The 26,937-nt window shown below is 63.5% G+C and carries 22 protein-coding genes; 7 read left to right on the top strand and 15 right to left on the bottom strand.

Going from position 1 to position 26,937, the window contains the following annotated elements:
• The first annotated feature begins 78 nt into the window (after nucleotides 1-78).
• Nucleotides 79-1,755: a phosphoglucomutase (alpha-D-glucose-1,6-bisphosphate-dependent) gene (gene pgm / locus A4H34_RS02685; protein ID WP_064230990.1), complete on the top strand. Its 1,677-nt coding sequence runs from the start codon at nucleotides 79-81 to the stop codon at nucleotides 1,753-1,755.
• A gap of 201 nt (nucleotides 1,756-1,956) precedes the next feature.
• Entirely contained in the window at nucleotides 1,957-3,408 is a 1,452-nt protein-coding gene (gndA, locus tag A4H34_RS02680; RefSeq protein ID WP_064230989.1) for an NADP-dependent phosphogluconate dehydrogenase, read from the top strand.
• A gap of 421 nt (nucleotides 3,409-3,829) precedes the next feature.
• Here the strand turns inward: gndA and A4H34_RS02675 are convergent, their stop codons facing one another.
• The 10 genes from A4H34_RS02675 to A4H34_RS02640 all read right to left on the bottom strand — a co-directional run bounded on the left by A4H34_RS02675 (nucleotide 3,830) and on the right by A4H34_RS02640 (nucleotide 13,356).
• Complete coding sequence (locus A4H34_RS02675; protein ID WP_197480399.1) at nucleotides 3,830-4,309, bottom strand: hypothetical protein; 480 nt, start codon at nucleotides 4,307-4,309, stop codon at nucleotides 3,830-3,832.
• A 37-nt stretch (nucleotides 4,310-4,346) separates the two neighbouring features.
• Nucleotides 4,347-5,669, bottom strand: coding sequence for a C1 family peptidase (locus A4H34_RS02670; RefSeq protein ID WP_064230987.1), 1,323 nt, complete (start codon nucleotides 5,667-5,669; stop codon nucleotides 4,347-4,349).
• Between the two features lie 334 nt (nucleotides 5,670-6,003).
• Nucleotides 6,004-6,642, bottom strand: a complete 639-nt coding sequence (locus A4H34_RS02665; protein ID WP_064230986.1) for a response regulator — start codon at nucleotides 6,640-6,642, stop codon at nucleotides 6,004-6,006.
• Complete coding sequence (locus A4H34_RS02660) at nucleotides 6,639-8,120, bottom strand: sensor histidine kinase (RefSeq protein ID WP_064230985.1); 1,482 nt, start codon at nucleotides 8,118-8,120, stop codon at nucleotides 6,639-6,641. Before A4H34_RS02660 ends, A4H34_RS02665 begins: the two co-directional genes overlap by 4 nt.
• Nucleotides 8,121-8,139: 19 nt before the next feature.
• Complete coding sequence (locus A4H34_RS02655; RefSeq protein WP_064230984.1) at nucleotides 8,140-9,792, bottom strand: MFS transporter; 1,653 nt, start codon at nucleotides 9,790-9,792, stop codon at nucleotides 8,140-8,142.
• A 189-nt stretch (nucleotides 9,793-9,981) separates the two neighbouring features.
• On the bottom strand, nucleotides 9,982-10,587 hold the full coding sequence (locus A4H34_RS10860; protein ID WP_197480398.1) for a hypothetical protein: 606 nt from the start codon (nucleotides 10,585-10,587) through the stop codon (nucleotides 9,982-9,984).
• Nucleotides 10,553-11,236, bottom strand: coding sequence for a hypothetical protein (locus A4H34_RS02650; RefSeq protein ID WP_138587141.1), 684 nt, complete (start codon nucleotides 11,234-11,236; stop codon nucleotides 10,553-10,555). The genes A4H34_RS10860 and A4H34_RS02650 overlap by 35 nt, the downstream gene beginning before the upstream one ends.
• The gene (locus tag A4H34_RS10855) at nucleotides 11,233-11,778 is read right to left on the bottom strand and encodes a hypothetical protein (RefSeq protein ID WP_156510222.1); all 546 of its coding nucleotides are present in this window, start codon (nucleotides 11,776-11,778) and stop codon (nucleotides 11,233-11,235) included. The genes A4H34_RS02650 and A4H34_RS10855 overlap by 4 nt, the downstream gene beginning before the upstream one ends.
• A 124-nt stretch (nucleotides 11,779-11,902) precedes the next feature.
• Nucleotides 11,903-12,352, bottom strand: a complete 450-nt coding sequence (locus A4H34_RS02645; protein ID WP_064230983.1) for a hypothetical protein — start codon at nucleotides 12,350-12,352, stop codon at nucleotides 11,903-11,905.
• Nucleotides 12,343-13,356 (bottom strand): zinc-binding dehydrogenase, encoded by a 1,014-nt coding sequence (locus A4H34_RS02640; protein ID WP_064230982.1) that lies wholly within the window; start codon nucleotides 13,354-13,356, stop codon nucleotides 12,343-12,345. Before A4H34_RS02640 ends, A4H34_RS02645 begins: the two co-directional genes overlap by 10 nt.
• A 235-nt stretch (nucleotides 13,357-13,591) precedes the next feature.
• Between A4H34_RS02640 and A4H34_RS02635 the strand changes: the two genes are divergently transcribed.
• Together A4H34_RS02635 and A4H34_RS02630 are read left to right on the top strand one after the other, a co-directional pair.
• Nucleotides 13,592-14,533 (top strand): TetR/AcrR family transcriptional regulator, encoded by a 942-nt coding sequence (locus A4H34_RS02635; protein WP_197480397.1) that lies wholly within the window; start codon nucleotides 13,592-13,594, stop codon nucleotides 14,531-14,533.
• A gap of 588 nt (nucleotides 14,534-15,121) precedes the next feature.
• Entirely contained in the window at nucleotides 15,122-15,649 is a 528-nt protein-coding gene (locus tag A4H34_RS02630) for a hypothetical protein (protein ID WP_231870928.1), read from the top strand.
• A gap of 886 nt (nucleotides 15,650-16,535) precedes the next feature.
• Here the strand turns inward: A4H34_RS02630 and A4H34_RS10850 are convergent.
• Together A4H34_RS10850 and A4H34_RS10590 are read right to left on the bottom strand one after the other, a co-directional pair.
• Complete coding sequence (locus tag A4H34_RS10850; protein WP_156510221.1) at nucleotides 16,536-17,042, bottom strand: hypothetical protein; 507 nt, start codon at nucleotides 17,040-17,042, stop codon at nucleotides 16,536-16,538.
• Nucleotides 17,043-17,453: 411 nt separating this feature from the next.
• On the bottom strand, nucleotides 17,454-18,215 hold the full coding sequence (locus A4H34_RS10590; protein ID WP_231870927.1) for a chemotaxis protein: 762 nt from the start codon (nucleotides 18,213-18,215) through the stop codon (nucleotides 17,454-17,456).
• A gap of 465 nt (nucleotides 18,216-18,680) precedes the next feature.
• On the opposite strand from A4H34_RS10590, the gene A4H34_RS02620 reads away from it, so the two are divergent.
• Entirely contained in the window at nucleotides 18,681-19,094 is a 414-nt protein-coding gene (locus A4H34_RS02620) for a hypothetical protein (RefSeq protein WP_064230978.1), read from the top strand.
• A 59-nt stretch (nucleotides 19,095-19,153) separates the two neighbouring features.
• Nucleotides 19,154-20,884, top strand: a complete 1,731-nt coding sequence (locus A4H34_RS02615; protein ID WP_064230977.1) for a hypothetical protein — start codon at nucleotides 19,154-19,156, stop codon at nucleotides 20,882-20,884.
• Between the two features lie 796 nt (nucleotides 20,885-21,680).
• On the opposite strand, the gene A4H34_RS02610 is transcribed toward A4H34_RS02615, so the two are convergent.
• Genes A4H34_RS02610 through A4H34_RS10585 form a run of 3 tightly spaced genes read right to left on the bottom strand, consistent with a single transcriptional unit; the run spans nucleotide 21,681 to nucleotide 25,087 of the window.
• A complete protein-coding gene (locus A4H34_RS02610) occupies nucleotides 21,681-22,517 on the bottom strand; it encodes a DUF6891 domain-containing protein (RefSeq protein WP_064230976.1) in 837 nt (278 codons plus the stop codon).
• 60 nt (nucleotides 22,518-22,577) lie between these two features.
• The gene (locus tag A4H34_RS02605) at nucleotides 22,578-24,068 is read right to left on the bottom strand and encodes a mannitol dehydrogenase family protein (RefSeq protein ID WP_064230975.1); all 1,491 of its coding nucleotides are present in this window, start codon (nucleotides 24,066-24,068) and stop codon (nucleotides 22,578-22,580) included.
• Nucleotides 24,069-24,094: 26 nt separating this feature from the next.
• The gene (locus tag A4H34_RS10585) at nucleotides 24,095-25,087 is read right to left on the bottom strand and encodes a FadR/GntR family transcriptional regulator (protein WP_197480396.1); all 993 of its coding nucleotides are present in this window, start codon (nucleotides 25,085-25,087) and stop codon (nucleotides 24,095-24,097) included.
• 357 nt (nucleotides 25,088-25,444) lie between these two features.
• Between A4H34_RS10585 and A4H34_RS02595 the strand changes: the two genes are divergently transcribed.
• The gene (locus tag A4H34_RS02595) at nucleotides 25,445-26,911 is read left to right on the top strand and encodes a GntP family permease (RefSeq protein WP_231870926.1); all 1,467 of its coding nucleotides are present in this window, start codon (nucleotides 25,445-25,447) and stop codon (nucleotides 26,909-26,911) included.
• Nucleotides 26,912-26,937 lie beyond the last annotated feature (26 nt).

The following is a 26,937-nucleotide window of genomic DNA, read 5'->3' as shown; positions in this document are numbered from 1 at the left end:
GTCCGCATTTTGAGACGCAGGCGGTTCCTGGGACGGACCTCCCTAGCCTTAAAGAGAGCTCCGTGGTTCAATTGGGCCATGAACGAACGCGCAGGTACTCCGGCCCGCGATCAGGACCTCATCGACGTCGATGCCCTGATCTCCGCCTATTACGACATCGAACCAGATCCCGCCGATCCCCTCCAGGCAGTCGTCTTCGGAACCTCCGGCCACAGAGGCTCGAGCTTCGACGGAGCCTTCAACGAAGCCCACATTGCCGCAACGACGCAGGCGATCGTCGAATACCGCAAAGCCCAAGGCTATGACGGCCCCCTTTTCATCGGCCGCGACACCCACGGCCTGTCTGCCCCCGCGGAGCGCACCGCCATCGAAGTGCTCGTCGCCAACGACGTCGACGTCCGCGTCGACTCCCGGGGATCGTGGACGCCCACGCCGTCCGTGTCGCTCGCCATTTTGCGCGCGAACGGTGCGGGGACTGCCGCGGGCGTGCGCCAGACCGGATCGGGCCTGGCCGACGGAATCGTCATCACGCCTTCCCACAATCCCCCGCGCGACGGCGGCTTCAAGTACAACCCGCCCACCGGCGGCCCCGCGGACACCGACGCGACGAAGGTCATCGCGGCGCGGGCCAATGAGCTTCTGCGCGAGGGCTGGAAGAACATTGCCCGGGTCCCCTACGAGCGGGCCAAGGGCAGCGTGCGCGGATATGAATACCTCGACCAGTACATCGACGCCCTCGCCGCGATGATCGACTTCGCCGCGATTCGCAAGGCGGGCGTGCGCATCGGGGCCGACCCCATGGGAGGGGCCTCGGCCGAGTACTGGGGGGCGATCGGCGAGCGCTACGGCCTCGACCTGACCGTGGTCAACCCCGTCGTCGACCCGAAGTGGTCGTTCATGACGCTCGACTGGGACGGAAAGATCCGCATGGACTGCTCCTCCCCCAACGCCATGGCCTCCCTGCGGGCGAGGATGACGCCGGGCCCGGACGGCAAGACGCCTTTCGACGTCGCCACGGGCAACGACGCCGACTCGGACCGCCATGGAATCGTCACCCCCGACGGCGGCCTCATGAACCCCAACCACTATCTGGCCGTGGCCATCGAGTATCTCTTCACGCATCGCTCCGGCTGGCGCGAGGGCACGGCTGTGGGCAAGACGCTCGTCTCCAGCTCGCTCATCGACCGGGTCGTCGCGGGAATCGGGAAGAAGCTCATCGAGGTCCCTGTCGGCTTCAAGTGGTTCGTTCCCGGCCTGTTGACGGGCGACGTCGGATTCGGCGGAGAGGAGAGCGCGGGCGGCTCTTTCCTGCGCACGGACGGCACGGTGTGGACGACGGACAAGGACGGGCTGATCATGGACCTGCTCGCCTCGGAGATCATCGCCGTGACCGGGAAGTCGCCGTCGCAGCTGCATGCCGAGCAGGCCGAGCGCTACGGCGACTCGGCGTACGCGCGCGTGGACGCGCCCGCGACCAAAGCGCAGAAGGCCCGTTTGGCAGCGCTTTCCCCCGAGGACGTCGCCGCTTCCGAGCTGGCCGGCGAGCCGATCACGGCCAAACTCGTGCGGGCGCCCGGAAACGACGCCCCGATCGGCGGCCTCAAGGTGACGACCGAAAGCTCGTGGTTCGCGGCCCGCCCGTCGGGAACCGAAGACGTGTACAAGATCTACGCCGAGTCCTTCAAGGGGGCCGAGCATCTGGCCGAGGTCCAGGAGGCGGCCAAGGCGGTCGTCTCGGCTGCGCTCGGCGCATAAATCGGCCGCTGCGGCGCGCTCCGAGTTCCACTCGGGGCGCGCCTGGCGTATTTTTATGGGTGGACGATTTCACGGGCGGGAAGCGGACGCCCGCGGATCGAAACCTCAATCCGCAGAACAAGGCTTTCAGCCCCGATCGCGGCTTTCGACGGGAAAGCGCAGCGAGCGGCGACGTCGGCCGTGACACACGAAGGAGCAAACATGGCGATTCCAACCCCGGCCAAGGCGGTGGCGGACATCGGCGTCACCGGCATGGCGGTGATGGGTTCGAACCTGGCGCGCAACCTGGCCCGCAACGGATTCAAGGTGGCCATTCACAATCGCAGCGCGGCCAAAACGGAGAAGGTCGTCAAGGAGCACGGAGACGAGGGCGAGTTCTTCCCCGCCGAATCCATGGCCGATTTCGTGAACGCGCTGTCTGCCCCGCGCGTTGCGATCATCATGGTCAAGGCCGGGCCCGCCACCGACGCCGTCATCGACGAGCTGGCGTCTCTCATGGATCCCGGCGACATCATCGTCGATTGCGGCAACTCCAATTGGCGCGACACCGTGCGCCGCGAGGCCGCCATTCGCGAGCGCGGGCTGCACTTCGTGGGCTCGGGCGTTTCCGGCGGCGAGGAGGGCGCCCTCAACGGGCCGTCCATCATGCCCGGCGGCACGCCGGAGTCGTACCGCCGGCTCGGCCCGATGTTCGAGAAGATCTCCGCCCACGTCGACGGCGTTCCCTGCTGCACGCACGTCGGCCCCGACGGCGCCGGCCACTTCGTGAAGATGGTCCACAACGGCATCGAGTACGCCGACATGCAGCTCATCGCCGAAGCCTACGATCTCATGCGCAAGGCCCTCGGGATGTCCGCAGCCGAGATCGGCAAGGTGTTCGAAGAGTGGAACAGGGGCGAGCTGGATTCCTACCTCATCGAGATCACCGCCGACGTGCTCCAGCACGTCGATCCAAAGACGGGCAAGGCCTTCGTCGACGTCGTCCTTGACCGTGCCTCCCAGAAGGGAACCGGCGCGTGGACGGTTCAGAATGCGGCCGAGGTCGGCGTTCCCACCACCGGCATCGCCGAGGCGACCTTCGCGCGCTCCCTTTCCGGCTCGGTGCCGGAGCGGCAGGCGGGCCGGGGGCTTCCCGCGGGGACCGAGGACGTTTCCGTCGCCGACCCTGCGGCTTTCATCGAGGACGTCCGACGGGCGCTCTACGCCTCGAAGATGGTCGCCTACTCCCAGGGATTCGAGCTCATACGCAAGGCTTCCGAGGAGAACGGCTGGAACGTTGACCTGGGGGCGATGGCTCGCATCTGGCGCGGCGGCTGCATCATCCGCGCCGTCTTCCTCAACCGCATCACCGAGGCCTACGAGCGGGACCCGAAGCTCCCGCTGCTTTTGGCCGACCCTTATTTCTCCGGCGAGATCGGCAAGTCCGTGGAGTCCTGGCGGCGCATCGTGAGCTTCAGCGCGCTCACCGGCGTTCCGATCCCGGCTTTCGCTTCGTCGCTCGCCTACTACGACGGCGTCCGCGCGGCCGAGCTTCCCGCGAACCTCATCCAGGGGCAGCGCGATTTCTTCGGCGCTCACACGTACAAGCGCGTTGATCGCGAGGGCACGTTCCACACGTTGTGGAGCGGCGACCGCAGCGAGATCGAGGAGTAGGGGCCGGCCCAAGCCGACCAGCGTCCGCCTCGTTGGCTGGGCGCGGCGGCCGGTGATCCGCCGTAGCGGGGCCGGGGAGCTGTCGCAGCTGCTGGTCAGCTGTCGTAGCGGGGCTAGTGCGCTGTTGCGGCGCTCGCAAGTTCGCAGGCGCTGGTCGACTCCCGGTGAGCCTGACTGACCCCGATGAACAGGACCTGGGTGTAAGAAAAGGACCACATTTCGGTCCTGATCATGCATCTAGGTCCTGTTCTTGCATGGTCGAACGGTTCGGGCCTGCCGAACCGACCAGGCAGACCGAGCCGACCAAGCCGGCTGACTAACAAGTCGAACCTGCCGCCGACGCCTTCATGCCGCTTGACGTGTCATTCTTTGCTTGGAGGCGCGCCGTCTCGAAACGAATCGGCTCGAGACGGCGCGTCACCTATTTGGACTCCGTTGGCGCAGCGGCATCGGCCTCAGCAGTTTCATCTGACGGCGAGGAATCGCGCGACGCCGACTTGAACAGCTTGGGGAACGGGCGCGGAGAACCCAAAGCAAGGAAGACGGTTGCCGACAAGACCAAAACGATCATAAGAAGATCCCTGCGCCCTTCTCTGGCCAGTTGACAGCCTCGCTCCCAACCTTGTTCAAGGCTTTTCTTTGTATCGGTGTCGAATCTTTTCTTTGGATCCATTATTTCATTGTCCATGTAATAGAGTATCCGCTTCCCTGTATCGTAATCAGAGAAGTTAGCCATATAGTAGCTATCCAAATCGGACTTTCCCAACGGTTCGCACTTCAACGGCTCACCATCGTCTGGAGCTTGAAGAGTGACGGGCCCTAGGTACAGCCAGCCGATCACAGACAGCGCGACGACGGCGAAAACCGTGCGCACCGCCGCCCTCACAATCCGCAGTTTCACGGGCGTCCACGTCCTCGGCATCTGCGAATGCCTCCCCTCAGGCGAGCGAGCCCATCGGATCCCACGCGGGCAGCACGATCGGCTCGGAGTCGAGCGCCGGCAGCAGATCGGCGGAGAGGCGGTCGCGGTGGACGGCCACCTCGAATACGTGCTGGTCGAACCACGAGTCGTTCATCGTGAAGAAGCCTTTGTCGGCGATCTCGTCGCCCCAGGAGTTCTCGATCCGCCAGCGGCGGGTCTTCCCGTCAAGGATGTCGACCCCGGTGAAAACCATGGCGTGCGTCATCTGAGCCTCGCCGTACTGGAGCTCCTCGGCCTTCGTCATCTCCAGGTCGATGCCGTACGTGCCTTCGTAGTCGAAGAGGCGCCCGTCCCAGATGCCGAGCTTCGAGTCGCATTGTTTGGCTGTGTCGCATCCCATCCACACGGGCTTGCCCGATTCGAGGGTTTCCGACGTCGCCCTGCGGATCACCTCGATCGGCACGTTGAGGTAGACGACCGGCTTGGCGCCCACGACGTTGCCGAGCCTGTCCACGGTGAACAGGGCGTTGTAGGGCGACGTCGGGCGCGGATCGTTGACGAGGCACACGTACTCGCTCAAATCGGGCAGGTACCTTGCCGCGAACTCGAGGGGAGTCATCTCGCCTTCGCGTCCGAATTCGCCGTCTTTGTTGCGCCACTGCCAGACGAAGCGCTGCGGCGGCGTTCCCAGGTGAATGGCGAGGACCCTGTAAACCTGTTCCAGCACGGCGGCTTTGACCGCCCGCGGGTCGGCCCCTTCGGCGAACGCCCGGCGAACGTCGCGGGTGCCCCTGCGCAGCAGCTTTTGGAGCGTTTGGTTCATCGCGCGGGTGTTGGACGAAGATTCCGTCTCCGGCATCGCATATTTCGGCACGACTCCGTATTTCTCGACGAGCGCGACGAACATGTTCCACTGGCCGCCGTCGTCGATCGGGTTCGACAACAGGTAGCGGACGGTGCGGTCGTCGACGTCGCGGTCGGCGAGCTCGATCATCGACGTCAGGAAGTAGTTCGCCTTTTCGAGCTTGTCCCAAAAATGCTGGTAGTTCTGGGAGAACTCGAATTCCTCGACGCCGGTGTGCTCGTAGACGGCCGACTTGAGCGAGTTGAGGCCGGAGAACAGCCAGCAGCGGCCGGACTTCTTCTGGTTCGTGATCGGCCACGTGTCGACTTTGACGGAGACGGACGGGTCGATCGACGTGACGATCTCCCGATCCATCGCCACCTTGTCGATGGGCGTCTCGGCGACGGCGTTCTGGACGATCCGGGCGGTGCGGTCGGCGGAAAAGGCAGCGGCGAAGCCCCGCACTTCCTCCCCGGTCAAAGAATCATCGGTCATAAGCTCCTCCTTGTCCCGCGGGCCCCGCCGATCGCAAGGCCTTCATCCTGAGCATTGCCTCATTCTACGCCGGAATTCGGCCCTCGTACGGCCGGTCCACATGTGGACCTGAGGAACCAGAGGGACGTGCAAACGCTCTCGCAGGGACGCCGCAAACCGCGCGACGAAGGGAGCATCTTCTCTCCGCGGCCGATTCAGAACCCGCGGACGACGGCGGCTACAAAGGGCCTGCGTTCGGGAATCCTCGTAAACGCCTACGTCGAAAACCGTTGCCACCGCGATTGTCTTGCGTCTTCTTCATCGAATGGCCAATCCGCATTCAACTTGCCGCGCATCACGCGTCGATTTCGCCGCGCCTCATCGCCTCGACCACGGCGGACGTCCGATCGACGACGTCGAGCTTGGCGAAAGCCCGGGAAAAGTATGTCTTGACCGTGGCCGCGCCCACGCCCAAGGCCGTCGCGATCTGACGATTCGTCATCCCTTCCGCCGCGAGCGCCAGGACCCGCTTTTCTTGTTCGGACAGCTCTTCGACTCCGCCGTCGGTCGAAGAACCGCCTCTCACGCTCTGCGTCACGGCTCTCGCCGCCCTTTCGTCCAGCACGGTGCGTCCCGAGGCAGTCGCTCGAATCGCCTCCGCCAGGCGGAAGGGCTCGATGTCCTTGAGCACGTAGCCGCTGGCGCCCGCTTCAATGGCGGCCAGGATGTCGCGATCGGTGTCGTACATCGTCAGAATGAGGATCTTCGTGTCGGGAGAGATTTGAAGCGTCTTGCGGGCCACGTCCGAGCCGCTCATGTCGGGCATCCGCAGATCGAGAAGCAGAACGTCCGGGCGCAGCTTTTCAACCAATTCGAGCGCACGCGCGCCTCCCGACGCCTCGCCGAGCACCTTGAGATTCGCGTACTTTTCGATCATGCTCTTGATGCCCTCGCGAATCATCGGATGGTCGTCGGCCATGACGATCGAGATCATTCCTTTTCCTTTCCTTGCAACGCCGAGTCCGCGGCCTCTTGCGACGCCGAGTCCGCGGGTTCTTGCAACGCCTGGCTCGCCGTTTCTCGCGACGTCGGGCCTTCAGCCGACGCCGCATCCTCCACGGCGGGAGCTTCAACCGGAATCCGCGCGAGGACGCGGGTTCCGCGTCCGGGCGAACTGTCGATGCTCACGCTGCCGCCCAGGTCCGCCGCCCTGCCGCGCATGTCGGGGATCCCGAAACCCGAATCGTCTCCTTCCGGCGCACGCCCCAGGCGGCCTCGTTGCCACACGCGCCGCACGCGCGCAAGGCCAGCTCGTCCCTCGTCCGCGGACTCCGGTCGGCTCCGCAAAGTCGCTTGATTCGAGGAGCTGCCGCCTTCCGCATCGACGGCGCCCGCCGTTGCGGGGTCAAAACCGACGCCGTCGTCGCGAACCTCCAAAACCGCCACTCCCGCGACGGACCGAAGCGAAACCGCAACATTGGCAGCCCGGGAGTGCCGGGCGACGTTGGCAATCGCCTCCTGCGCGATGCGAAGGATGGCGACCCTCGCAGGCTGCGGCAAAGGCGGAAGCGTGGAATCGAGCGAGCGTGCCACCGCGATTCCCTCACGTTCGAGCCGGTCCGCCGCCCTGCCCACAGCCTCCGCCAATCCGCGCCCGTCCAGCGCCCGCGGGCTTGCGTCGGCGATCATCCGGCGAGTGTCGTCCAGGCCTTCCTGGGCAAGTTCAACGATCATGGCCAAATGCCGCGACGCTTGGCGATTTGCTCCGGCGCCGCCCGCCTGTGCGACTTCGGCTGCCGCCGCCCGCGCCAGTGCCAGAATCGACGCGAGGCCTTGAGCGATCGTGTCGTGCATTTCCCGTGCGATCCTCTCCCTTTCGCGCGCCGTCCCCTCGAGGTGCGACAGGCGGGCAATCTGCGCGTTGCGAGCTTGAAGCTGCTCGACAAGCTCCTGATTCCTCATGTTCGTTTCGGCAAGCAGGTCGATGGGTTTGCCGAAAAGCCCGGTCAGAACCACCGTGGCGACGGCCGCCACAGCCCACTTCGAGAGGTTGTCGGGAGTGGGCTCCCCGCCGAGCGCCTGCACCGCGACGAGGCCGAAGTTCATGACGGCAGCGGCTGCAAGCGCCCTGCGGTAGGCGAGGGCGATGAAGAGCTCCGGAATCGCGTAAATCTGAGCGAGGAGGGCGTTCCGATCGGCGAGAGCCGCCCCCCAAACGCTTACAACCGTAACTGCCGCAAACGCCCATCCGCCTCGCGAGCCGACCACGGGGCCGTATCTCCAGCTTCGGCTCGCCAAAGTCGCGAAAAGGAGAGTCGGAACGGAGACGAGCGTGCAGGCGGCGACAACCGCGAGGAGATTTACCCGCGCGCCCTCCCCGGCCGCCCCGCGATCCAAAGCGAACCTCGACGCGATGTACAGCGCCAGGAGCACCGTCGACGCGGCAAAGTACAGCGTCCATTCTCGTTTCATTGCATCATTTTCTCTCGTTTCATTGCATCTGCGTCTCCTGACTCTTCGCCTGCCGCGTCGACGACGCAGACCGAGGATACAGGAGGGCTATGACGATCAGCAGCGCGCAGGCGATGGCCATTGCCAAGAATACGCTGCCGGCTGCCTCTGCGTATGCCTTGCGAACGGCGTCTATAGCAGCTCGCTTGGCGCCGCCTCCGCCGGGCAGCCGCCCGGACTGCGCGTGGCCAGACGTTATCTTTGCCGCCAGCTCCGAGGCGCGCTCTCGCGTGATTCCAAAGCTGCCGAGCCCTCGGTAGACGGCGTCGGCGAACTTCGAGACGCTGACCGACGCGAAAACCGCCATCCCGAGCGCTCCCCCGAGGTTTTTCATGCTTTGGGAGATCGACGTCGTCTCTCCGTACGCCGATTCGGCGGCCCGATTGACCATGTCGGTCGCAGCGGGGCTGAACATGAATCCTATTCCTGCGCCTGCGCATCCGAGCTGCCAGGTGAGGTCGCCGGCCGCGGGCAGACCGGATGCCAATCCTCCCGCACGCCGCCACAGCAAGATAAAGCCGATTGCCGCCACTGCCCCGCCGATGAGCACGACGACGGCAATCCCCCGCTTGTCGAAAAGCCTTGCGCCAAACTGCGACGCTACAAGGAAGCCGACGAAAAACGCGAGGATAAGCCCGCTCGCCTGCCCGACGTTCAAGCCGAGTGAGAGCTGGCCGTATACGCTCACAAAGTACATGAGCGGGACGAAAACGGCCGAGGCGACGAGTGTGGCGAGCGTCGAGAGGGTGAAGGCCCTGTTTGCGAAGGCCCTGACGTCAACGACCGGCCGAGCGATGCGGCGCTCCAACAGAAAGAAACACAGAAAAAGAACGAGCGAGCCGCCAAAGCTGGCGAGGATTCGCGGATCGGACCAGCCGACGTCGCTGCCTTTCTTCAGCGGCAAAATAAGAAGAACCATAGCGACTGCGGCAATGGCGGCGCCCGTCCAATCGATTGTCCGATCAGAGGACTTTGCGTCTCGAAGATCGACGGCGTCTGCTTTTCCAGCGCCGCCGACGTTTGCCGCACCAGCGACGTTTGCCCCGCCGTCGATGTCTTTTGCGCCGACGAAGCCGACAAGAACGAGGCCGAAGGCAATCAAAGCCAAAGGAAGGTTGACGAAGAAAATGTACCGCCATGAATACTGAACAAGCCACGTGCCCGCGACAGGCCCAATGGCCGTCATGGCCCCGGTTATGGCGAAGAACGTGGCCATTGACTTCGCCCGATCTCGCGCGCTCGAAGCGCCGATGAGGATTCCCACTGCAGCTGGGAACATGAGCGCTGCGCCGATCCCCTGCACGACCCGTGCCGCAACTATCCACGATTGCGCCAGGGCGGCCGGCGTGGCCCCGCACAGCGCGCTCCCCGTGGAAAACAACACTATTCCCGCGAGCATGACTCGCCTGTACCCCCAGGCATCGGCCATCTTCCCGCCCAGAGGGAAGGCGGCTGCCGCAGCTAGCAGGTAGGCGTTGACCACCCATTCGATTCCTGAAGAATCCAACCCCAAACCTGACGCGATCGTTTGGGAGGAGACGGAAACAATCGTCTGATCGATAGTCGTCATCGAGACGGCTACGATCAGTCCGGCAAGCACCGTTCCAGACCGCCGTTCGCCCTTGTTCAGCATGGACTTCCTTTCCCTTACGCCCCGGCTGAGCATTCGTCGGTCCGACCGGGACTTCGCGTCCAGCCTTCGGGCATCCTGCCGCGGCCGCAATTTCGGCCGCAAAACAAGGCTAGGAACCGGGAAAGGGCGCTCGCGCCGGCAAACTGGCCAGGCCCGCGTCGTCCGATCGGCGGACGCGGAGGCATACAGTCATGCGGCCTTGCGGAAGAAGAAAATAAAGCCGAGATCCTCGCCCGAATCGTGTTGGATGCATATCCCAGCTATTGCGAAGTGCGTGCTGTCGCCGACGGCGTCTTGGACCGTCGTTGATGCGATATCCAACTGATTGTTTCTTTTTGTCTCAGATCCCGCCGCTTGGCCTTTACAAGCGGGGCGCCCTTCCTCGGGACCGCATACGAGCCCGTATCTATGACTTTTCGGAATCCCCTGATCGTTGAGACCCTGAGGATAAGCGACGAACTCGAGCACATCGATCGAATCGCAATTCTCAACGGTCAGGCGTATGTCATGCCCGGAGTGAGAATAGAGATGCCATCTTTTTGGCGCTGGCATCTCATCGGACATGGGGGTGTTCAGTCGCGAATTGATGCGCGAGTCGGCAGAGAAAGACGATCGGCCGACGGCGGATTGCACATGCAGCACGAGCGGCCGCTGAGCGACAGATCGTTCAGCGGCCGAAGGCGAATGGGCAGTACTGGCTTGCGGACCCGAGTCACGTTCTCCGCATGCTGACACGAAGATCATCGCCGCAATCGATACACTACTGATTTTCCTTGCGAAAGAGGAATTCAACATTCTTTCCTCCATAGATGTACGGAAGGTAGTCATCGATCATGCTCGAACACAGGCTGCCGATCGCCCTCAAACTCCATTCCGAGCGCGGCATGGGCTTATCAAAAAGAACAAGCTCTTCCTTCGGCTCTTTGACTTGGTCCGAATCGATAGTGCGAATCAACAGAGAAAAGTCACGAGCCTCTCCCTTCGACGGCTCAGGGAAAGGCTCGCGCACCTTTCGGTCTTGATCTCGTAACCGTCTAAAGAGATCTGTCTGGCAATTGATAATCCCTCTCCTGGACGGAAAGATGACTCTAACCTCGCTCAAAACGAAACGAGCATAAACTTCTAAGACCAGCTGGGCGACTTGGAGGAACAGCGCGACAGGGATGTCGGCATCGACCGGATAGGTGATCTCGCCCCGCAAGCCGGAGGCAAGATAGTCCCCCTCCATCAACGACTCGTCATCGTAGAGGAAAACCGTCTCCCACTGGCCGATCAAACTGTCGCGTTCGCCCTCGATTCCAAGGGCATGGCTCATTTGAAAGAAGACGTCAGCGAAGTCTAGCTCCACGACATCCGCAGGAGCCTCACGGATATGTTCCAAAACATGCCCACGCATGATGAGCACAATGGATCTGCGGACATGGGCGTCATTAGTGCTTCTCAAACGCCGCACTCCCTGGAAATAATTTTGCTGACAGCACGGCCATAAGATTTCTGCTCCCCCGGAGCATAGATTTCTCCGAGCGTGTACCATTTAGTGTCTTCTTTGCCGTTGCACTTGTAGCGAGCCACCGCAGCTTTGCCACGTCCACCGCCAGGCCAAACACTTTTGCGACGAGAAGACGCCATCGTGGAATAGGAAAACCATGATGTCTGAGCTCTAAGGGTTGCTTTTACTTGTAGCTTCCTAGATGTGCCGCTGAGGAGTTTCCACGTGACGTGGCCAGACACGTCACCCCCGGATAGATGCGCGTCGTGCGCTTCAACCAGGCCAATGAACACCTCCTGCGGTCTGTTTGCCGACTCAGAGCCACCTCTCACCGTTGCATCAGATGTACCTGCTTTCGCGGGATCGTCAGAAGGGTGGGCAGTAGCAGCGGAAACAGCGCCGGAAGGAGAAACCCGGTCCGAGGCAGAGGCGGTTTGCGGTGCAAGAATGCCCGAAATCGTCAATGCGGCTATTAGCGCGAACTTTGTGGTTTTCATGAGTTTTACCTCCAAAACGGTATAAGCCACCATTGTCAAGTTAAATGTGTGGCTTTATGGATGTGCTTATAATTTTATATTACTTAGGACACATCGAATGAGGCAAGGGGTCTTCATTTGTTTTTTAGTAATTTGTACTAGTTTTTCGTCGGCTGTTCCTTAGCCCTCCCTGGTCGGCATTGCCCGCGTCTTCGCCGGCCTCCTCGTTGAGCCGCTCGCGATCGAAGAGCAAATCGGCGAAGCTCGAGGCACGCACAATCAGGACGACGCCGATCAACGCGGAAAGCATCCCCGCAAGCCAGGCGAGCCCCGCCGGTGCAAGGGCGGTGAAAATGAGGCCGAGGCCGGAGGCGACGCGCCTGCGCCGCATCGCTCCGCACGCCGCAAGCCCCAGCCCCGCGCAGGCGATCGCCGCGAAGGCATTCGTCGCGCCGTCCCGCCCGACGCGTTCCCCGCCGTGGAACACAGCGTAAACGCCGCAGGCGGCGGCAAAGGCCCCCACGGCGAGGCCCACCCCGAGGAGCAGAACGTCGATTCGGTTCAATGGCGCGGGAGCCGGCTGCTTCACGGCCACAAAAGCACCTTCGTGGCCCGGCGCTCGTCCATGGCCGCATAGGCTTCGGCGACGTCGGCGAGAGGAAGCTGCAGGTCGAAAACCCTGCCCGGATTGATCTTGCGGTCCACCACCAACTGGACGAGCTGATCCAGGTAGCGGCGAACGGGCGCGATCCCGCCCCATACTCCGACGTTTCGGAAGAAGAGCCCGTCATCTTTCAGGCCGCCGTGAGGCACCCCGACCACGCCGATCATCCCGCCGGGGCGCACGCAAAGCGCCGCTTGGTCGCGCGCGCTCGCGGTTCCAACCGCTTCGACGACGCCGTCGGCGCCGATCCCCTCGGTCAGCTCCCGCACTAGCGCAGACCCCTCCTCGCCGCGCTCGGAGACGATGATGTCCGCTCCTAACTCGCGGGCGATCTCCTGCCTGTCAGCGTGGCCGCTCATGGCGATCACCTGCTCAGACCCCAATTGCTTGGCCGCAAGCACCGCGCACAGCCCCACCGCGCCGTCGCCGACGACGGCGATGCTCCTGCCCGGTCCCGCAAGCGCCGAAACCGCGCCGTGCCATCCCGTGCACGCCACGTCTGAAAGCGTCAGAAGGCTGGGAACGAGGTCGCGGTCGACCTCCCCGGGAACCGCAACGAGGGTGCCGTCGGCGTTGGGCACGCGGATCTTTTCTGCCTGGCAGCCGTCGTAGCCCGTTCCGTTCTGGCAGTTTGCGTGAGCGCCCTTGCGGCAGACGGGGCAAGTGTTGTCGCTCGTCCTAAATCCGCCGACGACGAACTCTCCCGGTTTGACGCCCCTCACCGCGTCGCCGACCTCCTCGACCACCCCGACGTACTCGTGGCCTATCGGCGTCGGCTCGGGAACTTCGTTGATTCCGCGATAACGCCACAGATCCGAGCCGCACACGCACGTGGCGACGGTGCGAACCACGGCGTCGGAAGGATTGAGGATGCGGGGATCCTCGCGCTCCTCGAATCGAACGTCGCCCTTGCCGTAAATGACTGCTCCGCGCATTGCTCTTCCTTTTCTTTGGGGTGTACGTCAGGCGTCCGTCCGAGTGCGGCGGACCCGTCCGTTCAGGCTACCCGCTCCCAGCCTCAAGCGAAAGGGAAGATCCACAGGCTCTGCATTGCTGCCGCGCGACACGCGTTTTCCGACGGTCTCGTCGCCTTGGAATCCAAGTCTTACCAAGGAGAACCATGTGAATTCCACGGGAACTGAAAACTTCGATCTCTGCAAGAATGGTGCCATGAGGATGACGCCCAACGCAGCGCCACAACGAACCGAACCTCTCACGCAGTATCGGAAAATAAAGGCCACGGACGCCGCCGGCGCTCGCATGCTCGACTGCGCCCTGGCCCAGATCCACGAACGCGGCCTCTCGGTGACGATCGACCGCATCAGTTTCGAGGACATCATCAAGGAGGCGGGGGTCAGCCGCGCCACCGCCTATCGCAAATGGCCGTCCCGCCAAGCATTCCTGGCCGACGTCGTCTCCGCTGCGGTGCAGCGCGTGGAGTTCACAACGGACGGGCTCGAGGACATACGCCTCCTCCGCCCGCTCCTGGACTCCGGAATCGAAACGTGGGAGGACCCGCAGCAGCGCCGCAACGCCACGGTGACCGGCTTGAGGATGGTGACCCAGGCCGACTTCGAACGCATACTCGCCTCCCCCGACACGGACCTCTACTACGGCCTGACGGCCACCTGCCGCGGCTTGCGCGACGACGCAGTGCGAGAGAACGCGCAGAACGCCCTCCGGTCGGCGTCCGTCGCACTCGTCAGCCGTCGTGCGAACGTCTTCAGGGGCTTGCCGAGCATGCTCGGCTACAGGCTCATTCCGGGCATCGACCCCGAAGGCGGCTTCGAGCTTCTCGCCGAGGCTTCGGGGGCGATGGGTTACGGGCTTGCCATAACCGCCTTCAACGACCCCGACTTCGCCACGCGCACCTTCCGCATCGCCGCCTGGGGCTCCACCGCCGTCGAAGAATGGACGCATCCCGCGTACCACCTGGTGGGCCTGATCTTCTCCTACTTCGAGCCGGACCCCGACGTCGTGTGGAACTCCGAACGCATCGCGCATCTGTCCGCGATCCTCGACGAACTCGGTTCCGTTGCCGAGAACGCGGCGCGTGACGGCGCGGAGAGCGAAACGCACGCCGACGCCGAAGGCACCGGGGACGGCGCTTAGGACGACGCCGGGAGGGCGTGCCAGCGCAACGCCGAAAAACCAGTGCCGACGGCTCAACGCCGAAACGCGCGGTCGCCGCGCCCCCGCAGGGGCAGAGGCGATAGCCCCTCGACTGGTCCCGCCTCGCCCAGCGCAGCAACGCCCCCGCAGGGCCGAGGCGATCGGCGGGCAAGAACTTCAGGCGGAGGAGATTCGCGACGCTCGCGCATACGCCGAGGCGACCGCAGGCAGCCGGTGCGACGCCATCCAGACGGGCTTCCATGCGCAGAGGGCCTGGCTCTGCCTTTTCAAAATCGAGGTCTCCCGAAGCCTCTACCCACGGAAGCGGGCGGGTTTCGAGCGACCGGCAACGTCCGGGGCTCTCGCGACACGCGGGCGGAGGATCGACCTCGCAAGAGCAATTTGCGGCAACTTTTCCCAGAGTTCCTTTACTTTACTGTCAAAGTAACATGGTTGCCTCTCGGTCGGGGCTAGGTAACAGCCCCCTCTGACAGTATGCTGCATTCATAGGAAGAAGCTGGTTCTCTTCCACAACAGCATTACGCATACTAGAAACTTGTATACACAACCACCAAGGAGGGTTGCCACGTGGCAGTGTTTCGATTGGACAAGGATCAGTTCAGGCGACAAGTCGCCGAACTGGTAAAGGCGGGCGACAAATACGAGGACGCGCAGAACGAGCTCAGCTTTGCCGTGGGTCAGAGCTGCAAGGACCTTCAAAGCAACGGAGTTTGCGCGCCCTCCAGCGACGACGACCGGTGGTCGAACCTGGATGAGCTCCGGCATCTCCGCACGCCGGTCCACACGTCCCTGGTGGCCGTAGACAAAGAGCTGAAGCACGTCTCCGAGCAGCAGCACAAGGTGATTGCGGACTTGAGGGCCTCGCTGAGCTCATTCGAGTTTCGGGACGACGCCGAACGCAACGAGTTCGTCAAGATCTTGGACAAACTCGATCGGAAATTCACCTATGTGTCCCCCGAAGGAATGAACCTCATAGGCAACGTCCTTTCCAAAACCCCGGGTTTCGATTCGCTTATAGACGGCATACACAGCTCCAGCTCAGCGCAAGGGCCGAAAGGTTCAGGGCAAGGGCAGAAAAGTGCAGGAGGCAAATGATGGCCACTCCTCACGCCGACCACCTTAACGTCATCAAAACCTGGAGAACGGACCCGATCGAGCAGGCAAACAAACACCTGGAAAAAGTCAGCTCCAACCTCGCCGACATCGCCACGATCAACCGGCGTGTGGCAGCCGACCTCGGCCTCGAAGGGACGACTGCCCGTTCAGCCTCCTCTCGCCTGGACAAGCTCGCCACCCGCTTGCTGGACGGCTCTCAGAAAGTGAAACAGCTTGCCGAAGTGCAGCACAAAGCCCTCGGCCTGGGAAAGAAGGCGCAAAGCGACAACGAGGAGATTCAAAAGTTACTCAAAAATATCAACAGTGCTTACAATACTTACAATGGAGCTAGCGTTTCGTTTCCAAGCGCGAAAAAAGATCGCTCCTTACAGAGCATCGCTAAAGCAGAGGACGATTCCGCCCGCGCAGAGGTGGATCGCCAAGCCAAGGATGTGCTGCGCGTTTTGCGCGAAAGCACAGAAGCTTTGGCTCGCGATTTTCCTTTTCAGGACAACGAGCCCGCGTCAAGGCACGTCTCGGCTCCACCGGACTCAGCCGGCAAGGGCAACGGCGGCGCCAACGGTTCAGACAGCGGGCCCGCAAGCGGCACCCAGGCGGGCCCCACTCGGTCGGCGACAGCCTGGCACACCCCGAACAGTACCCCTTCGATTGGCGGCTCGGGCAGTTACACGAGCGGGCATCTCAGCCCAAACGGCACGCCATCAGACGGACCGGCTTTGCAGGCCTCGCACTACGCGCCTTCACAGTTGGGAGGGTTTGGCCCCTCAAATTCAACGCATTTGCCCGCGCGCCCTTCCGCGCTCTTCAATCCGTTGGCCGCCGCAACCATCGGCGGCGGAACCGCGGTAGCCGGATACAAGGCATATCAAGCCATGCGGGCCGCTCGTGCCGCACAGGCGTCCTCTCCCCGATCGGAGCCCTCCTCGATGCGGTCCGGAGCGACGATTCGATCGACGCCGCCCTCGTCGGCGAGCATCGTGCGAGGCGCAACCACGGCGGTCAGGTCCACAACTCCGTCTGCCGGCGCGCGCGGAGCGACGCCGCGTGGCGGCGCTTCCGGGGTTGCTCGGCCGATTTCTTCCTCTGCTTCAGCGCGATCGGGCGGCATCCTCCGGGGAGCGACGACGGCGAGCCGGGCTCCGGCGCCCTCGCCGTCGGCTCGAGGCAACGGAATCGTGCGGGGCGCAACCACGGCGGTCCGCAAACCTGCCTCATCCTCGTCCGCGGGAGAGGCTGGCAAGGTCCCCGGCGCTCGGAGCCAAACCTCCGCAACGCGCGAAGCGGCTTCCACACGCGGAGCCGGAGCAGCAAGCCGGACGAGCAGTTCGATTTCCAGGACCGCCGCAGGCCGCTCGGCGGCGACAGGCGGCAAAGCGACAGCTTCTTCGGAACGGGGCGGGGCCGTTGCGAGACGCGCTTCCGCCGGCCGTGCGGTAAACCGAGCGAACACTGCCTCCCGTGGCGAAACCTCGCGAGCCTTGTCGAGTCTGACGGGCCGAAGCCAAGGCCGCAAGAAGAACGAGCGCAGGTCTCGCAGCGACGAACCAATCGCGTCTGCAGAAGTCCGTCTGTATGAAGACGACAGAACGATCACCTTCCTGGAAGCTGGCCGTCGCGAAAATGACCGCGATTAGCTCCCGCACAGGCGGAAACTTGACGAGGCGCGGGCGAGAAGCGATTCTCACTCACGCTTCGTTCAACGCTGAGTCGACTAAGACCCCTTCTGCGGCGTCGCCGTGCGCGAGCTCGGGCTCCGCCGCGGCGGTGGCAGGGCCGCCGCCAATTACCTCTGGCCGAGATTGAGCGAAGGCGGTGCGGCGGCACGCCTCTTACGTCGCCCAATGAGAACGCCAAGAATCAAGGCAAGAGCAAGGACGCCCACGCCGGAGCCGATCCACGCCCACGCAGGAAAACCACTGTCATCCGCTGACGAACCGGCAGCTGTCTTTCCGCCCGCCGAGCTGCTTGATGAATCTGACGACGAAGAGCTACGTGGCGCGTTCGCGTCGCTTGTCCAGGTGATCGTGACACCTCGAGCTGTGCGATTAACGCCCCTTATGACTACCTTGTTGCCCTCAATGACCCCATTCGTCGTTTTTATAATTTTTCCTGGCACTCCGATACGCATCGTTACATCCAGTTCATTCTCTTCTCTAATGACACCCTGTTTACCTATTATCAGTAGGTTATTATCACCCTCTTTTCTTGTCTCAACATTATCCAATGGTTCATCAGACACCACTTTGCACTTACGCACACCTTCATCTGATATTATTTCTTCATAAGTGGCCTTGGCGAAAAAAGGGCGAAGAGAACTAATATAGTTCTTTAGATTGGAACAATTCTTCCCAATTTTCGCCATCAAACCCTTGGTGTCTTCAAATACTATCTCTAAGTGCATTGAACCGTTGGCTTGAAACTCGAGAGTCCCGTCAATTCTGCAGGCGCTCAACAAAAAGGCCAGGCAGACCATCGTTAGCTTCAGCGCGAATGAGGAACCTTTCACTGCGTGTGATAGACCTATGAAGTGGTGGTGGTCGTTCATTTTTGTTTTCCTTCTGCACTCAGAATTGCAGGAAACTGTGCCATTCAGGATAGTACCCCTTTCCTCCGCGCTTCTCACCCACACCCCTTCTCGGCGAACGATGAGCAGGGAAAGAGCAGGCAATCCCAGGCCGGCGTGGCACTCCACAGGAAAGCGTGCCACTCCAAGGGGAAAGCGTGCCACTCCAAGGGGAAAGCGTGCCACTCCAAGGGGAAAGCGTGCCACTCCAAGGGGAAAGCGTGCTACTCCAAAGGGAACGAGTCCCCTCAGCTTCCTTTCCGCGGCTCTTCTTTGCATTCATTGACTTTTCATTTATCGTGGCATGCCAGTGCCCCCAAACGGGTTAGTTTGCGGGGCCTCGGGACGCGTATCCTAAAGCTGTGACGACAGGGGTTTTTCGCGATCCTGCCGCCATTATGTCGGGAAGGCGCAGCTTGCGCCCAGGAAGTAAGTGGGGATGATCGCGTGGCGATATTCCGGTTGGACAAGGACCAGTTCCTGCGCCAGTTGAACGAACTGAAGCAGGCCGGCGACGAGTACGAGGCCGCAAAGCAAGAGCTCAGCGTAGCCGTGGACCAAGCCGCTCTAGGCATCAACAACACGCAAGGGGCTTCGTCCCAGTATTCAGCCCTCAAGGAGCTCCAGCAGTTCGGGAGGCCGGCTCACGTCTCGCTGGTGACCCTTGACGAGGAAATGGCGAATCTGTCCCTTGACCAGGAAGAGACGATCGAGGATCTGCGATGGTCTGTCGACTCGTTCGAGTTTGAAGACGAGGCGGAACGCCAGGACATTCTGAGTACGCTTGACGGGCTCAGCGAGAAGTTTTCTTACACCAGCCCAAAGGGAATGAGCAAGATTCACGATGCCCTCAATAGTTAAACAGCAGCGGACGAGCCCGTCTCGTGTAAAGACCAATAGGAACAATTCGGGGGGCAACCATGGCAACTCCTAACGCCGATCGCCTCAGGGCCATCAACGATTGGAATCCCGACCTGATCGAGCACACGAATCAAACCCTCGGCAAGATAAGCGGCCGATTGCAGACAATCGCCGAAGTCAACCGGAGGGTCGCAGCCGACTTGGGCATCGAAGGCGAAGCCGCTAAATCGGCCTCGGCCCGCCTTGACGAGCTGGCCTCGAGCTTGCGTAGAACGTCCACGGGCGTCGACAAACTTGTCGAGGTCCAAAACGACTTCGTCGAAGGCGGCCGCCAAGCTCAAGACGAAAGCAGGGCAATTCAGGCGAACCTCGACTCGGTGAACAGCCAAATCGACAAGAGCAAGAGCGAAGCCAGAAACACGCCGTTACTAGGCCCCTTGATCGAGCAGGCCATTTCCGGACAAGTCGAGCAAATACGCGACAACGCACACGCGAAAATCGACACCCACGCGAAAGAAGTCCTGGCAACGCTGGACGCTCGCACAGCCGCTGCCATCGGTGCGCTTCCGAAGCGGTTTGCAATCTCTCGTATCAAGAAAGCGGCGCGCTCGGCGTATCAGAGAGAGAAGTGGGCGCCTAACAAGCCCGAGCGGCAAGGCTCATCGGATCGCAGATCTTCCGGGCATTCGTCGGCTCCGTCGCGATCTGCCACGGATTGGCGAGTTTCCGCTCCTCCCGCTTCTGCGGGCACGGCCGGCAGCTATAGCGACGCCGGAAGCCACAGCGCCAGCTCGTCTGCGGGCGGCATGTCGCTGCAACACTCGCATTACACGACGCCGCAATCGAGCGCGCTCGTTCCGGGATCGGGAACGGCCGCTTTTCACAGTTCGGGTTCGTCGTCGCATTCCTCGGCCGTTTTCAACCCCCTGGCCACAAGCGCCGCAGTCGGCGGCGGCGCGGCAGTGGCCGGATACAAGGCCTACCAGGCAGCGCGTGCGGCGCTTGCGGCGAAGGCCGCGCCGACCTCGAAGGCCAGCTCCATGCGGTCGGGCGCGGCGGTGCGCGCCACGTCTCCCTCCGGGTCGGGGATCACGCGCGGCGCGACCACCGCGGTCCGTGCTGCCTCATCGGCGACGTCGGTCGGCAAGGCCGTTCCCGCACGAGGCGGGGCCACCGGGATAGCGCGTCCCACGTCCGCCGGATCGACCTCTACCGGGCGTTCAGGGATCCTCAAGGGCGCGACCACCGCCGCCCGCACCGCCAGCCCAACGAGCTCCGCTCGCGGGTCGGGGATCACACGTGGCGCGACCACCGCGGTCCGTGCTACCTCGTCGGCGACGTCGGTCGGCAAGGCCGGATCGGTCAACGAGGGTTCCGGTGGAACTGCAAACCGCGCGGGCGGCGCAGCGCGAGGCGGACTGGCCGCTCGCTCGACGAGCTCGACCGCTGCGCGCACCACCGGTTCAGCCCGCGGAGCCACCGCTTCGGGCGCAGCCGGACGGGCCGGCGGCTCGGCCGCCGGGAGATCGGCAGGATCATTCGGCGGCGCGCGCTCCGCGGGAATGGGCGCAGCCGGGCGCACCGGAGGCTCGGGATCCACCGGGCGTTCCGCGTCCTCGCGAGCTATCGCTGGTTTGACCGGGGGACGTCGAGGCAAGGACAAGAGAGAAGACTCCCGCTCGCATCCAATCGAGGAAACGCAGGTTTCCCTGTACGAAGACGACAAGACGATCACGTTCTTGGAAGCCGGGCGGCGCGAGGAGACGCCAAGCGACGGCGTTCCTGCCTGACGGGAGGAAGCCGAGCGCTCACAATCGCTTTGCGGGGATGCCCCATTGTGGGGCATCCCCGCAAAGCATGTACTCGACGCAGGGCGACTGCGCGCACGTGAAGGGATGGCCGAGGTTGACACAAGGCAACGAGGGCCTCGTTGCAAAGCTAAGAGAGGGCCTCGTTGCAAAGCTAAGAATGGGGTGGGAACCGCTAGGCTCCCACCCCATTCGCCATGTTGTCTGTTCTCGAATCTCTCAACTCTGGCCCTTCAACTCTGCATGCCTCTCAACTCTGTCTTCCGTCGCCTCCTGCCTGTCAGCCCTGCCTTTCACCCTCTTTCGCTCCGCCAATTTCCGGCCAACGACCCCTCGTCAAACTCGCTTCATCCGCCATTCCTCGCGTCCGTCCTCTTGCTTCGCTTCATCCGTCAAACCTACTGCCCTCTATCCCCGACCCGTCTCTTGCCCGCACATTGATCCCACGTTCATCGTCCTGTCCGCTGATCTCGCATCCATCGACCCCGCGATTGTCCGCCGCACCAGTCATCCACCGCAACGGCACACGCACCCTCTAACATCACGTCGCCAGCCCGACACTCACATCGCCACCCCTGATCCGCAACACCACGCGCACCCGCAGCCCCCAATCTGTCCGCCAACTCCGCGCTCGTCCTTTGCCCTCGACCTTCGTCAACCCTGCGCCTGCCATGTGCCTCCGTCTGCCCGCCGATCTCACAGCCTCGCGCCCGTCCGCCTAACCTGCCGCATCCGCCAATTCTCGCGCTCATTCACCGCTTCCACCGGCGCCCTCGCATCATCCGCCGACCGCGCGTTCATCCTTCAACCTGCCCTCGTTCAAAGGGACGTAGTAATCGACGTCGTGCAGAGCCATCCGCGACCCAGCCGAGCCGTCCCATTCGACGTCGATCCCATACATCTCGAACGTCGGAACAATCACGGATCTGGCCAGAGCTTCCGCCTTTTCGTCCGCGAACGCGTCCCTCTCGGCAGGCGACATCGCCTTAATCTCGTCGATCGGGAGGTACCTGCGCAAGAACACCCCGAAGGCGACATAGGTCGACCCCGTCTCGACGAGCCTCTCGGCGTCCTGCGAGTGGTAGAACGCATAGCCGTCCCACTCCGCCGAAGATTCGACCTCGCCGCTGATCGCGTCAAGCCCGCAGGACATGCAGCACATGAAGTTCTGCCGCGCCACCACGCCGTAGTCGTTGAGGGCGGCGAAGGCCGCAGACAGGTTCGTCTTCACGGGGCCAAATTCCCTTTGCTGGGAACGCCGGGCTTCGAAGAGGCCCTTGACGATCTTTTGGGCGACGACGTCGGTGTCAAGCGCGCCGGACGTCCGCCCCCGCGAAATGGCAGCGCCTGGTCCGTCCAAAGGACCAGAGCCCTGCACCGTCGAAGGGTCGGAGCTCCGCACAGACGAAGGATCGGAAGCCCGCTCGGCAGAAGGGCGCTGCACGGGCATAGGATCCAGGTCAGCCAGATCGGCGGACAGGTCGTTCCATATGTCTGCGTAAGGGCGCCCCAGCACGATCGACGTCCAGCAGCGGTCCCTGAGCTCTTGCTCCAGATCGGGATCCCCAACAGAAGGGATGCGCAGCCCCGCCGGTTGCTCGTTGTACTTCGTCATGGCCCTACGCTATCGTGCAAGCCGCTCAAAAGTCGCCTCAAGCTTCGGCGAGAGCTCCCCCTATCCTTCGCGATCCTCCAATGGCCGCTTCGCCAAGGCGTCCGCCGCGGCCGCGCGCACGCCGTCGCGCACGATGGCCTCCACGAGCTCGGCCACCCTGCGTGTGAAGGCCTCGTAGGCGACGAGTTCGTCGGGAAGGAAGCCGCCTCTCATGACGGCATCGACGTGTTCGCGCACGTTTGAGGCGCCGGCCGTCGCCGCGGCGAGCGCCTCCCGCTTCGGCTCGACCATTTCACGCGCAATCGGGCCTGGGTCGAAGCCTTGCGGAGGGCAGACGCAGGCGATCCAGGCCGCCGCCGTCAGCGCCATTTGCTGCGGCACGCTCCCCTTTTCGAGCAGTCGTATGGCCGGGGCGGGTATGCGCTGAAGGAGCTTCGCCGACCCGTCGGATCCCACCCGGGCCGTCTTGTCGCCCAGCGCGAAGTTCGTCCACCGCACGAACAGCCGGGCGATGTAGGCATCCGGATCGAAGCCCGAGGGAAGGTCGATCGAGGGCAGATACTCGTCGTAAAGGGCGGCGCGCACGCATTCTTCGACGAAGGGCTGGGTGCGCGAGTCCGGAATCGTCTCGCGCCCGTCAAGCGCGCCCAGGTACGAAATGAGCGAATGCGATCCGTTGAGCAGGCGCAGCTTGACCAGCTCGTACTTGCCGACCTCGTCGGTGAAGGCGACGCCGTCGGCGTGCTCCCAGGCGGGCCGGCCGGCCGCGAACTTGTCCTCCATGACCCACATTGTGAATCCCTCGGCGGGAACGGGAACGGCGTCGTCGAAGCCCGCAATCCGGCGGACCGCCTCGCGCACGGCGTCCGTCGTGGCGGGGACGATCCGGTCGACCATCGCGTTGGGGAAGGTCACATTGGCCTCCAGCCAGGCGAAGAACTCCGGCCCCGCGCCTATCTCTTCGAGGAATTCGACGACGAGGGAACGGGTGACGTCGCCCGCCGAGACCATGTTGTCGCAGGAAAGGACCGTGACAGGCGCGCCGCCGCGCTCGAAGCGCCGCACGAGCCCGCGCGCGACGAGCCCCACGGTGGTTTGCGCCCCGCCCGCGAAGTCGGCGAGGACGGCCGGGTCGGAGCGGTCGAGGCCCCCCGTGCGGGAATCGCGGCGATACCCGTTCTCGGAGACAGTCAACGTGATGATCTTGTGCCGCGGCTCGGCGAGAAGGTCGAGGACCCGCTCGGTTTCCTCGGCCGCGACGGCGAAATCGCGATGGACGTCGACGACGGACACCGACTCGCCCTCCGGCGTCAGCTCAAGGATCGAATAGACCCCGTCCTGCTCGCGCAGCGCATTGACGACGGCGGGGTTGTGGCTGGCCACGCCGACGATCCCCCACTCCCCCGGCTCGGCCGCGAGAGCCTGGGCGGTTGCCACCGCGGCGTGCGCACGGTGGAACTGCGCGATGCCGATGTGCACGATCCCGGTTTCTGCCGGCGCGCTTGCGCCGATTCTCCGGTCGAGGGGAAGGTGCTTCCGATCGAGTTTCATGGACTGTCTCCTTTGACTGCGCCAACTTAGTTGGCCGAATTCGTGTGGGTTTCGTCGCCGCTTGGCCGGCCTTTGGCACCGCTGGTTTGCTCGGTTTTGGCCCCGCCCACCTCATCGGCGGCCTGAGTGACGATGAAAGAGGCCGATTCTGCCGCCGTCTCCGGGTCGCCGTCCCGAATCGCGCGGGCGAGGCGGATGTGGCAGCGCACGGCGTCGGCGTCAGGGTGTGCGGGCTGAAGGTCCCAGTGGGTGCGCTCGACCAGCAGCGAGCCGACCATCGCCCCCAACCGCGCGAAGATCTCGTTGCCGGAAAGGGAGGAGACGAGCTCGTGAAACTCAATGTCCGCCGCGAGGAATTCCGGATCGGCCCCGCGCCCTTCGACCCCAAGATCGCGCATGCGTTCGGCCAGTTCGACGAGTCGCTGGGCGCCGGGCAGCCCGCGCGACGCCGCCAGCCGCGCGGCCTCGGGTTCGATGCCGCGCCGCAATTCGCTGATTTCCAGGATGTGGTGGCGGCGCTCGTCGGCGTCGTACATCCGCCAGGCGATGACGTGCGGATCGAGAAGCTGCCAGCTTCCGCGCGGTTCAACGGTCACTCCCACGCGACGGCGGGACGTGACCATTCCCAGGCCTTCGAGGACCTTGACGACGTCGCGGACCAGCGTGCGCGAAACGCCGAACTCGGCTTCGAGATCGGCGAGCGTCATGACGGTTCCAGCAGGCCGGCTCCCGGTCGCGATCTGCCTGCCGAGCTCGCCGAGCAGAGCCTCGTAATCGGTCGCCCCCTCCGGAGCAGCGGGGCCAGAGGCACGCGCCGAAGCGGGGCCAGAGGCACGCTCAAACGCGCGTCCCTCGGATCCGCCGGCTCGCGAACCCTCGACGTCGGCTTTGCGCGCGGGAGGGAGCGCCCACGCCTTTCTCCCCGCGTGAGGCGAGTCGAGGCTCCGCTCGGGCACGGGCTGCCCAGCACGGGCCGCGCCTGCGCCTTGCGCGCCTGCGCCGTCGTCGTTCGGGGCCATGGTCACCTCGCTAGGAGTCGCGGTCTCGCCGGGACGAGCACCGACGAACCGACGTGAATCGGCGTCAAACCTAAAGTTTCGATGCTTGATTAAACGTTTCGACGTCCAACCAATGTTCCGACGTCGAACCAGACGCTTCGACGTCGCCATATCGAAGACCCTCGCCTCGGCAAACGGCGGAATCTCGCGATTTCGTCACTCGTCTGGCAAAGCGTCAATGATACTACTATTATGGCGATCACAGTCGCATGGGGCAAGGCAGCCCCCGCGGCAGACGCATTCGAGCCGAGCTCGCCCCGGCTCACTCCAAACACTCGAGCCGAGTTCGTCCCGGCTCACCGCTCAACGGAGACACACATGGAACCAACAACAGCCATACTGGCCGATGACAAACGGGTATTCATCGACAAAAGCGGCGCCTGGGTCGGCAGCATCCCGCCTGCAGCCTTGCTCGCGATCGCGGCCGCAGCGATCGCTGTCATCCTTTTCCTCGTCATCGCACTTAAGTTTCACGCCTTCATCACGCTCGTCGTCGTCTCGATCGTGACCGCCGTCGCCGCGGGAATCCCGCTCGACAAGCTTTACGACACCGTCATGGAAGGGTTCAATTCAACGCTGGGCAGCGTCGGAATACTGGTGGGCCTCGGCGCAATGCTGGGCGTGCTGGTCGAACATTCCGGCGGCGCCCAGGTGCTCGCCGACTACATGATCGGAAAATTCGGTGAGAAGCGCGCCCCCATGGCGCTCGGCTTCGCCTCCCTTCTGCTGGGCTTCCCCATGTTCTTCGACGCCGGCCTCGTGGTCATGCTGCCCATCGTCTTCGCCGTCGCCAAGCGGCTGGGCGGGCCCATCCTGCTCTACGCCTTCCCCACGGCCGTCGCCTTCTCCGTGATGCACGTCTTCGTGCCGCCGCACCCCGGCCCGGTCTCCACATCCACCTTCTACGGCGTCAACCTCGGCTACCTCATGGTGGTCGGCATCATTTTCGCGATCCCCACCTTCTACGTCACCGGCGTGCTGTGGGGGCGCCGCTGCGCCAAAAAGTTCCCGAACATCGACATCTCCAAGACGATCTTCGGCGCGAGGACCGAACCCGTTGAGAATCCGCCGAGGGTCGCCACCGTCGTGGGCATCCTTCTCCTGCCGATGTTCCTCATCCTCCTCAACACGTCCGTCGATTTCATGACGAAGGCGGGAACGTTCGGCGAGTACAACGCCGACCCCAAGCTTTCCCACGTCAGCCTGCCGCTGTGGGCACAAGTTTTCAGCCTGCTCGGAAAGCCCGGCGTCGCACTGCTCATCGCCGTCCTCACAGCGATCCCCGTGCTTGGAACGTCCAAGGGAGTGCACAGATCGGCTCTGGAGAAACTCCTCGACTCGGCTCTTGCGCCCATCGCCTCGGTCGTCTTCATCACCGGCGCGGGCGGAATGTTCGGCGGAGTGCTCCGCGCCTCCGGCATCGGCGACGCCCTCAAGTACATGCTCGACAACATCGGCGTCCCCATCATCGTCGCCGCCTACATCATCGCGGTGGCTCTGCGCCTGGCACAAGGCTCGGCGACGGTTGCCCTGACGACGGCGGCCGGCCTCATGTCCGCGGGCGTCCTCGGCGGGGGCTACAACGAGCTCCAAATCGTCGCCATCACCCTGGCCACCGCCGCGGGTTCCGTTTTCGCCTCGCACGTCAACGACTCCGGCTTCTGGCTGGTGGGCCGCCTCCTCGGCATGGACACGGCCACGACCCTGCGCACATGGACGGTTCAGCAGATGCTTGAATCCCTCATGGTGTTCGCTCTGTCCGCCCTGTTGTTCGTCGTGGCGTAGCCGGACGCGGCCAGACCGCCGCTCCG

Origin of the sequence: Peptidiphaga gingivicola (assembly GCF_001652275.1) — a bacterium.
In the GTDB taxonomy this organism is placed as follows: domain Bacteria; phylum Actinomycetota; class Actinomycetes; order Actinomycetales; family Actinomycetaceae; genus Peptidiphaga; species Peptidiphaga gingivicola.
Note: the sequence above shows the minus strand (reverse complement) of the source record. Positions and strands in the feature narration are given on the sequence as shown.

Bases quoted from the DNA above. Each gene is read 5' to 3' on its own strand.
- A4H34_RS02670 (WP_064230987.1), bottom strand. From the start codon at position 5,669: ATGACCGATGATTCTTTGACCGGGGAGGAAGTGCGGGGCTTCGCCGCT.
- A4H34_RS10860 (WP_197480398.1), bottom strand. From the start codon at position 10,587: ATGTTGAATTCCTCTTTCGCAAGGAAAATCAGTAGTGTATCGATTGCG.
- A4H34_RS02660 (WP_064230985.1), bottom strand. From the start codon at position 8,120: ATGAAACGAGAATGGACGCTGTACTTTGCCGCGTCGACGGTGCTCCTG.
- A4H34_RS02610 (WP_064230976.1), bottom strand. From the start codon at position 22,517: ATGACGAAGTACAACGAGCAACCGGCGGGGCTGCGCATCCCTTCTGTT.
- A4H34_RS02655 (WP_064230984.1), bottom strand. From the start codon at position 9,792: ATGCTGAACAAGGGCGAACGGCGGTCTGGAACGGTGCTTGCCGGACTG.
- A4H34_RS10585 (WP_197480396.1), bottom strand. From the start codon at position 25,087: ATGGCCCCGAACGACGACGGCGCAGGCGCGCAAGGCGCAGGCGCGGCC.
- gndA (WP_064230989.1), top strand. From the start codon at position 1,957: ATGGCGATTCCAACCCCGGCCAAGGCGGTGGCGGACATCGGCGTCACC.
- pgm (WP_064230990.1), top strand. From the start codon at position 79: ATGAACGAACGCGCAGGTACTCCGGCCCGCGATCAGGACCTCATCGAC.
- A4H34_RS10590 (WP_231870927.1), bottom strand. From the start codon at position 18,215: ATGAACGACCACCACCACTTCATAGGTCTATCACACGCAGTGAAAGGT.
- A4H34_RS02635 (WP_197480397.1), top strand. From the start codon at position 13,592: ATGAGGATGACGCCCAACGCAGCGCCACAACGAACCGAACCTCTCACG.
- A4H34_RS02605 (WP_064230975.1), bottom strand. From the start codon at position 24,068: ATGAAACTCGATCGGAAGCACCTTCCCCTCGACCGGAGAATCGGCGCA.
- A4H34_RS02615 (WP_064230977.1), top strand. From the start codon at position 19,154: ATGGCAACTCCTAACGCCGATCGCCTCAGGGCCATCAACGATTGGAAT.
- A4H34_RS02665 (WP_064230986.1), bottom strand. From the start codon at position 6,642: ATGATCTCGATCGTCATGGCCGACGACCATCCGATGATTCGCGAGGGC.
- A4H34_RS02595 (WP_231870926.1), top strand. From the start codon at position 25,445: ATGGAACCAACAACAGCCATACTGGCCGATGACAAACGGGTATTCATC.
- A4H34_RS02640 (WP_064230982.1), bottom strand. From the start codon at position 13,356: ATGCGCGGAGCAGTCATTTACGGCAAGGGCGACGTTCGATTCGAGGAG.
- A4H34_RS10855 (WP_156510222.1), bottom strand. From the start codon at position 11,778: ATGAAAACCACAAAGTTCGCGCTAATAGCCGCATTGACGATTTCGGGC.